The sequence below is a fragment of the Methylobacterium sp. E-066 genome (genome assembly GCF_022829635.1).
In the GTDB taxonomy this organism is placed as follows: domain Bacteria; phylum Pseudomonadota; class Alphaproteobacteria; order Rhizobiales; family Beijerinckiaceae; genus Methylobacterium.
The window spans coordinates 21527-28181 of record NZ_JAKSYO010000049.1; the positions used below are offsets into that span (position 1 = coordinate 21527).

Sequence of the window (6655 nt, forward strand, 5' to 3'; positions counted from 1 at the left end):
CCTGCGGCGTGCTACGGGCCGCGCGACTCTCTCAGCAAGCCCGGCAGCCCCGCATGCGCGCCCTCTCGATTCACCCCGCCGACCGGACGGCCCGGCCTTGAGCGGGCCGGACCTGCGCCGGGCCGCGGCCGCGCGCGCCCTCGAGCTGATCGAGCCCGGCATGCGGCTCGGCCTCGGCACTGGCTCGACCGCGGCGGCCTTCGTGGCCCTGCTCGGCGAACGGGTCCGCGACGGGCTCGACATCGTCGGCGTGCCGACCTCGGAGGCGACGCGGCTGCAGGCCGGGGGCCTCGGCATCCGCCTCGCGACGCTCGACGATCTGCCCGAACTCGACCTGACCATCGACGGCGCCGACGAGGTCGACGACCAGCTGCGCCTAATCAAGGGCGGGGGCGCCGCGCTCTTGCGCGAAAAAATCGTCGCCTGCGCCAGCCGCCGCATGGTGGTGATCGCCGACGCGGCCAAGCACGTCGCCCGGCTCGGCGCCTTCCCGCTGCCGATCGAGGTGAACCTGTTCGGCCTCGCCGCCACGCACCGCGCGGTCGAGGCGGCCATCGCCCGCGCGGGCTGCACCGGCCCGGTCCGGCTGCGGGTCGATCCGGCGGGCAAGCCGCTTCTCACCGATGGCGGCCACCACATCCTCGACGCCCATCTCGGCGCCATCCCCAACCCGGACGCGCTCGGTGCCGCCCTCTGGGCCGTGCCGGGCGTGGTCGAGCACGGCCTGTTCCTCGGCATCGCCGACGCCGCGATCCTGGCCGCGGACCGGGGCGGGCAGGCCGAGGTCACCATTCTCGGCCGCGTCTGAGGCATCATCCCGAAAGGTGGCGCCCGGCTTTCGGCAGAAGATGATGCACACTTAAAGCCTTGGCCCATCGTTCCGGGTCCTGCATCCGGAACGATGGGCCAAGGCGCAGCAATTTCCGTAGGAACGTTCAGCATGTCCCGACGCCTCACCGCCGCGCTCGGCCTCGCCCTCGCCGCGGTCACGATCCTTCCGCACACGGCCTCGGCCCAGGCGAACAAGCCCGCACCCGCGAAGCCGGCCGCGCAGCCGAACACCCCGGCCGCCGCGACGCCGACCTACACGGCAAGCCACCTCGCCTTAGCCCGCGAGGTGATGCTCAGCTCCGGCATCGCCCGCTCGTTCGATTCGGTGCTGCCGGCCTTCGCCGACCAGATCCGCAAGCAGTCGGTGACGCGGCCCGAACTGGCCAAGGATCTCGACGAGGTCCTGACGTCGCTGCAGCCCGAGATGGAGCTGCAGAAGCAGCGCATGATCGACATCGCCGCCCGGACCTACGCGGCGAAGTTCCCCGAGCCCGAGTTGAAGGAGATCGCGACCTTCTTCCGCTCGCCGGCCGGCAAGCACTACGTCGAGGCGCAGCCGCAGCTCCTCGACGAGATGGTGCAGGAGATGCAGGACTGGACGCAGGAAGTGTCCGAATACGTCATGGTCCGGGTGCGCGCCGAGATGGGCAAGCGCGGTCATCAGTTGCAGTGAGGGGGGCTGGGCCGTCGTGAGATCGGCTTCAGCTCAGACTGTCCCACCCACGCCCTCATCCCGAGGCGACGAAGCGAAGCGGAGGCCTCGAAGGAGCCCTCCAGAGATCACGCGGCCGGCTGGAGGGCTCCTTCGAGGCTCGCTGCGCTCGCACCTCCGGATGAGGGGAATGGTTTGGATACCCGTTGTCCCTGAACCTCATGCGAGCGCGATCAAACGGCCCAGTGGGCTCTGAAAAACTCGCCAACCGCCTCTACGCGGCGGGTGCGGCCCTGCTCGCCGTCCTGCCGTTGGCGATGGTGCTCGCCAACCGGTCGAGCCCGGCCATTATCGCCCTCGCCGCGCTCGCCTTCCTGGTCGGACGCGTCTTCGAGGATCGCCGTACCGTCGCGCCACGCCTTCTCACCCCCCTTGGAACGCCACTCGGCATCGCGGCCTTGGCCATCCTCGCCTGGTGCCTCGTCTCCTTCGCTTGGAGCCCATTCCCCAGAGCGTCGCTGCGGGTGCTCGGCGAGTTCCTGCCCACGCTCATGGCCGCCTACCTGCTGACCTGCCTCGCCCCCGGCCGGATCCCAGCCTTCGCGCCCCGCCTCGCCGCTGGGGCGATCGTGCTGGCGGGCCTGATCATCGCAATCGACCTCGCCTCCGATCTCGCCCTGGAGCGGGCGCTCGGGCGCCGGGTCGCCGCCTTCGTGCATAACCGGCCGGCCCTCACCCTCGATCTCGTGGCCGGCCCCGTGGCCCTCGTGCTCTGGCGGACCCGCGCCCGGGGCCTCGCGATCGCCACCCTGGTCTTCGGCGCCCTGGGCGTCCTGCGATCGATCAGCGGCGCCGCCCAGCTCGGTCTCCTGGCCGGGGCCGGGCTGTTCGGTTTGGCGCGGCTGCTGCCGAGACGCGTCGGGATCGGGCTCGCGGGAATCGGCCTCGGCCTTGCCGTGGCCCTCGCCCCGGTGGAGGGGGATCTGCTCGCGAAGGTCATGCCGGAGGCCGCGCATGAGCGCCTGGTGCAATCCTCCTCCCGGGCGCGGGTCGCCATCGCCCGCAGCTTCGGCGCCGCTGTCGCGGCCGATCCGTGGCGGGGGGCCGGATTCGGCACCAGCGCGCGCTTCGCTGAGACCCCGGTGGCCGGGACGGTCGAGCCCGAGATGCGAATCCTCCTCGGCGTCGGCCACCCGCATAACAGCTTCCTGCAGGTCTGGGCCGAGCTGGGATTGCCGGGCGCCTGCCTCGCCGCGCTGGTCCTGATGCTGATGGTCGGCCGCATTGCGGCCATGCTGCAGCCGGACCGCGCCGCGGCCCTCGGCCTCGTCGCCTGCGCGGCGTCCATCGCGTTCGTCGAGCACAATGGCTGGGCGGCATGGTGGACGGCCGGGCTCGGCGCTGCCATCACCTGGATGCGTGAGGCGGCAACGCCCCACACCGAGACGAGACCCGAGATGGACGGCCCCGCATGAGCGCCTACGACGTCGACCTCTTCGTCATCGGCGGTGGTTCGGGGGGCGTCCGCGCCGCCCGGATCGCGGCCGGCTACGGGGCCAAGGTCATGCTGGCCGAAGAGTACCGGGTCGGCGGCACCTGCGTGATCCGCGGCTGCGTACCGAAGAAGCTGATGGTCTATGCGGGCCGCTTCGCTGACGAGTTCGAGGACGCCGCCGGCTTCGGCTGGACGATCGAGCGCCCGCGCTTCGACTGGAGCGTGCTCAAGCAGCGCCGCGACGCCGAGGTGACCCGCCTCGAAGGGATCTACGACACCAACCTCATGCGGGCCGGCGTCGAGATCGTGCCCGAGCGCGCGGTGATCGAGGATCCGCACACGATCCGCCTGCTCGCGTCGAACCGGACAGTGCGGGCCGAGCGGATCCTGATCGCGGTGGGCGCGCACCCGGTGAAGGAGCCGGCGGTGCCGGGAATCGAACTGGCGATCACCTCCAACGAGGTGTTCGAGCTGGAGAGCCTGCCCGGGCGCATCCTGGTGATCGGCGGCGGCTACATCGCGGTGGAGTTCGCGGGCGTCTTCGCGGCGCTCGGCAGCCGCACGACCTTGCTCCACCGGGGCGACAGGCTGCTGCGGGGCTTCGACGACGAGGTCCGCGACGCCCTGGCCGAGGCCTATGGCCGGCGCATGGACCTGCGGCTCGGCCGCACGCTCACACAGATCGACCGGCGCGCCGACGGCCTGTGCGCGCACCTCGACGACGGCTCCGAGATTTTGTGTGATCAGATTCTGGTGGCGACGGGCCGGCGCCCGAACGTTACCGGGCTCGGCCTCGACAAGGTCGGGATCGAAACCGACGCCGCCGGAGCGATCCCGGTGGATGCCTATTCCCAGACCCCGGTCCCGTCGATCTACGCGGTCGGCGACGTCACCAACCGGGCCAACCTGACCCCGGTGGCGATCCGCGAGGGCCACGCCTTTGCCGACACCGTCTATGGCGGCAAGCCAACGTGCGTCGATCACCGGCTGATCCCGACCGCGGTGTTCTCGACCCCCGAGATCGGGATCGTCGGCCACACCGAGGCCGCCGCCCGGGAGATCTATGGCAAGATCGACGTCTACAAGTCGCGGTTCCGGCCGATGAAGGCGACGCTCTCAGGGCGGGAGGAGCGGATCCTCATGAAGGTGCTGGTCGATTGCGCCAGCGACCGGGTGGTCGGCGTCCACATCTTCGGCCACGATGCCGGGGAGGTGATCCAGGCGGTCGGCATCGCCGTCACCATGGGCGCCACCAAGGCGGATTTCGACCGGACCATCGCGGTCCATCCGACGGCCGCCGAGGAGCTCGTGACCATGCGGGTGCCGGAGGTGACCAAGCATCCCGTAGGGGTCGGTTAAGTTCAGCAGGTCGCGGGGTCTCGACGCGGTGCGCGGCCGAGCCATATCAGGGTCATGGGCAAGCAGGGCGCAGGGAAGAACGATCGCGAGGACGACGCGCACGCGCGTCGCCAAGCAATCATCGACGGCCTGCTGGCCGACGCCTTGCGGCCGGCCTTCACCTATCGGGCCCCGAGCCACGACGCGCTGCCCGCAGACATCCGCCGGGCGATCGACCGGCTGCTCGCCAAGGCCGAGACCCAGCGCAGCCGCTGCCTGACCTACGACGATCTCGAAGAAGCCCTGCCGCCCCGCGACGTCTCCGCGGAGGATCTGGAGGCCATTTTTTGGATTTTGGCCGAGCACGGGATCGAGGTCGAGGACGGCGAGGCTTGAGGCCGAAGCGGTCTCATGCATCTGCGATCAGCCGTTGGCTGGAAACAGAGATGCGCGGAGTCGCTGCGCCAACTCTGCTTCAGGCTCTTGCCTGCCCTCAGGAATCCGCCACTCGCAAGCACCCGGGAACCTCTCTATAAGCCGCGCTTCGCGCGTCATGCGCGATCGCACGACGAACGTGCGCGGAGAGAGGTCATGGCCGAGCGTTGGACACCGAAGAACTGGCGGAATCTGCCGATCCAGCAGGTCCCTGCCTATCCGGATTCGGCAGCGCTGCAGGCGGTCGAGACCCAGATCGCGCGCTTTCCGCCGCTGGTTTTTGCAGGTGAGGCCCGCAAGCTGAAGGCGGCGCTCGGACGCGTCGCCGCGGGCGAAGCCTTCCTGCTCCAGGGCGGCGACTGCGCCGAGAGCTTCGACGAGCATTCGGCCGACAACATTCGCGACTTCTTCCGGGTGTTCCTGCAGATGGCGATGGTGCTCACCTTCGCGGGCGGTTCGCCCGTGGTGAAGGTCGGGCGCATCGCCGGGCAGTTCGCCAAGCCGCGCTCCTCGCCCACCGAGACCCTCGATGGCGTGAGCCTGCCGAGCTACCGCGGCGACATCGTCAACGGCATCGGCTTCACCGAGGAGGCTCGCATTCCGGACCCGCGCCGGCAGCTCGAGGCCTATCGGCAATCGGCCGCGACCCTGAACCTGCTGCGCGCCTTCGCCACCGGCGGCTACGCCAACCTGGAGAACGCGCATCGCTGGATGCTGGGCTTCGTGAAGGATTCGCCGCAATCCTCGCGCTACCAGGACGTCGCCGGCCGCATGACCGACGCGCTCGACTTCATGCGGGCGATCGGCATCAACCCGGAGACGCATCCGGAGGTGCGGACCACCGATTTCTACACGAGCCACGAGGCCCTGTTGCTCGGCTACGAGGAGGCGCTGACCCGCGTCGACTCGACCACCGGCGATTGGTACGCGACCTCCGGGCACATGCTGTGGATCGGCGACCGCACCCGGCAGCCGGACCACGCGCATGTCGAGTATGCCCGCGGGATCAAGAACCCGATCGGCCTGAAATGCGGCCCGTCCATGCAGGCGGACGGCCTGATCCGGCTGATCGACCTGCTGAACCCGGAGAACGAGCCCGGCCGGCTTAGCCTGATCTGCCGGTTCGGCGCCGACAAGGTCGGCGACCACCTGCCGGGCCTGATCCGGGCGGTGGAGCGGGAAGGGCGGTCCGTGGTCTGGATCTGCGACCCGATGCACGGCAACACCGTCGCGGCGGGCCGCTACAAGACCCGGCCGTTCGACCGGGTGATGCAGGAGATCGAGGGCTTCTTCGGCGTCCACCGGGCCGAGGGCACGTTCGCGGGCGGCATCCATCTCGAGATGACCGGCAAGGACGTGACCGAGTGCACCGGCGGCGCCCGGGCGCTCACCGCCGACGACCTGCAGGACCGCTACCACACCTACTGCGACCCGCGCCTCAACGCGGAGCAGGCGCTGGAAGTGGCGTTCCGCACGGCCGAGCTGGTCAAGGCCGAGCGAAGCCACGTCGAGCGCCCGCGCCTCGACGCGGCGGAGTAGGGCGCTCCGCCAAATCGCTCGTCCTGCGCGGGCGTGCTGATGCCCACATCGGGTCGGCGGAATACACTGGAGACACCGCGGCTCTCCCTCCCCCCTCTGCGGGGGAGGGTGGCTCCCAAAGGGGGACGGCCAAGGGTAGCGCGGGTGCGGGATATGCCGGTCACCCTCACGCCTGCCCTGCTGCATCAGGAAGCTGGGTTCCCCTCTCCCGACCCCTGTTGACGCAGACACGATCCTCTCGCGCAGAGGGGCGAGGGAGGTTGACCTCGGGTAACCCCCATTCGTAGGCCGGCAGCTGCGTATTCGGGCGGGCATAGGCCTCGTACACGAGCAGCATGAGCTGGTTCGTGGCGAAATCCGGTTCG

7 protein-coding genes are annotated in these 6655 nt (G+C 70.1%); 6 read left to right on the forward strand and 1 reads right to left on the reverse strand.

Going from position 1 to position 6655, the window contains the following annotated elements:
- The first annotated feature begins 97 nt into the window (after positions 1–97).
- The 6 genes from rpiA to MKL20_RS05870 all read left to right on the forward strand — a co-directional run bounded on the left by rpiA (position 98) and on the right by MKL20_RS05870 (position 6290).
- Positions 98–808 (forward strand): ribose-5-phosphate isomerase RpiA, encoded by a 711-nt coding sequence (gene rpiA, locus MKL20_RS05845; RefSeq protein WP_244035889.1) that lies wholly within the window; start codon positions 98–100, stop codon positions 806–808.
- A gap of 132 nt (positions 809–940) precedes the next feature.
- Complete coding sequence (locus MKL20_RS05850) at positions 941–1504, forward strand: DUF2059 domain-containing protein (RefSeq protein WP_244035890.1); 564 nt, start codon at positions 941–943, stop codon at positions 1502–1504.
- 200 nt (positions 1505–1704) lie between these two features.
- The gene (locus MKL20_RS05855) at positions 1705–2958 is read left to right on the forward strand and encodes an O-antigen ligase family protein (RefSeq protein ID WP_244035895.1); all 1254 of its coding nucleotides are present in this window, start codon (positions 1705–1707) and stop codon (positions 2956–2958) included.
- Positions 2955–4337: a glutathione-disulfide reductase gene (gor, locus tag MKL20_RS05860; protein WP_244035891.1), complete on the forward strand. Its 1383-nt coding sequence runs from the start codon at positions 2955–2957 to the stop codon at positions 4335–4337. The genes MKL20_RS05855 and gor overlap by 4 nt, the downstream gene beginning before the upstream one ends.
- Before the next feature lie 54 nt (positions 4338–4391).
- On the forward strand, positions 4392–4712 hold the full coding sequence (locus MKL20_RS05865) for an RNA polymerase sigma factor region1.1 domain-containing protein (protein ID WP_243971619.1): 321 nt from the start codon (positions 4392–4394) through the stop codon (positions 4710–4712).
- A gap of 195 nt (positions 4713–4907) precedes the next feature.
- Positions 4908–6290: a class II 3-deoxy-7-phosphoheptulonate synthase gene (locus MKL20_RS05870; RefSeq protein WP_244035892.1), complete on the forward strand. Its 1383-nt coding sequence runs from the start codon at positions 4908–4910 to the stop codon at positions 6288–6290.
- A 166-nt stretch (positions 6291–6456) separates the two neighbouring features.
- On the opposite strand, the gene MKL20_RS05875 is transcribed toward MKL20_RS05870, so the two are convergent.
- A partial coding sequence (locus MKL20_RS05875; protein ID WP_244035893.1) for a hypothetical protein occupies positions 6457–6655 on the reverse strand: 199 nt, incomplete at its 5' end.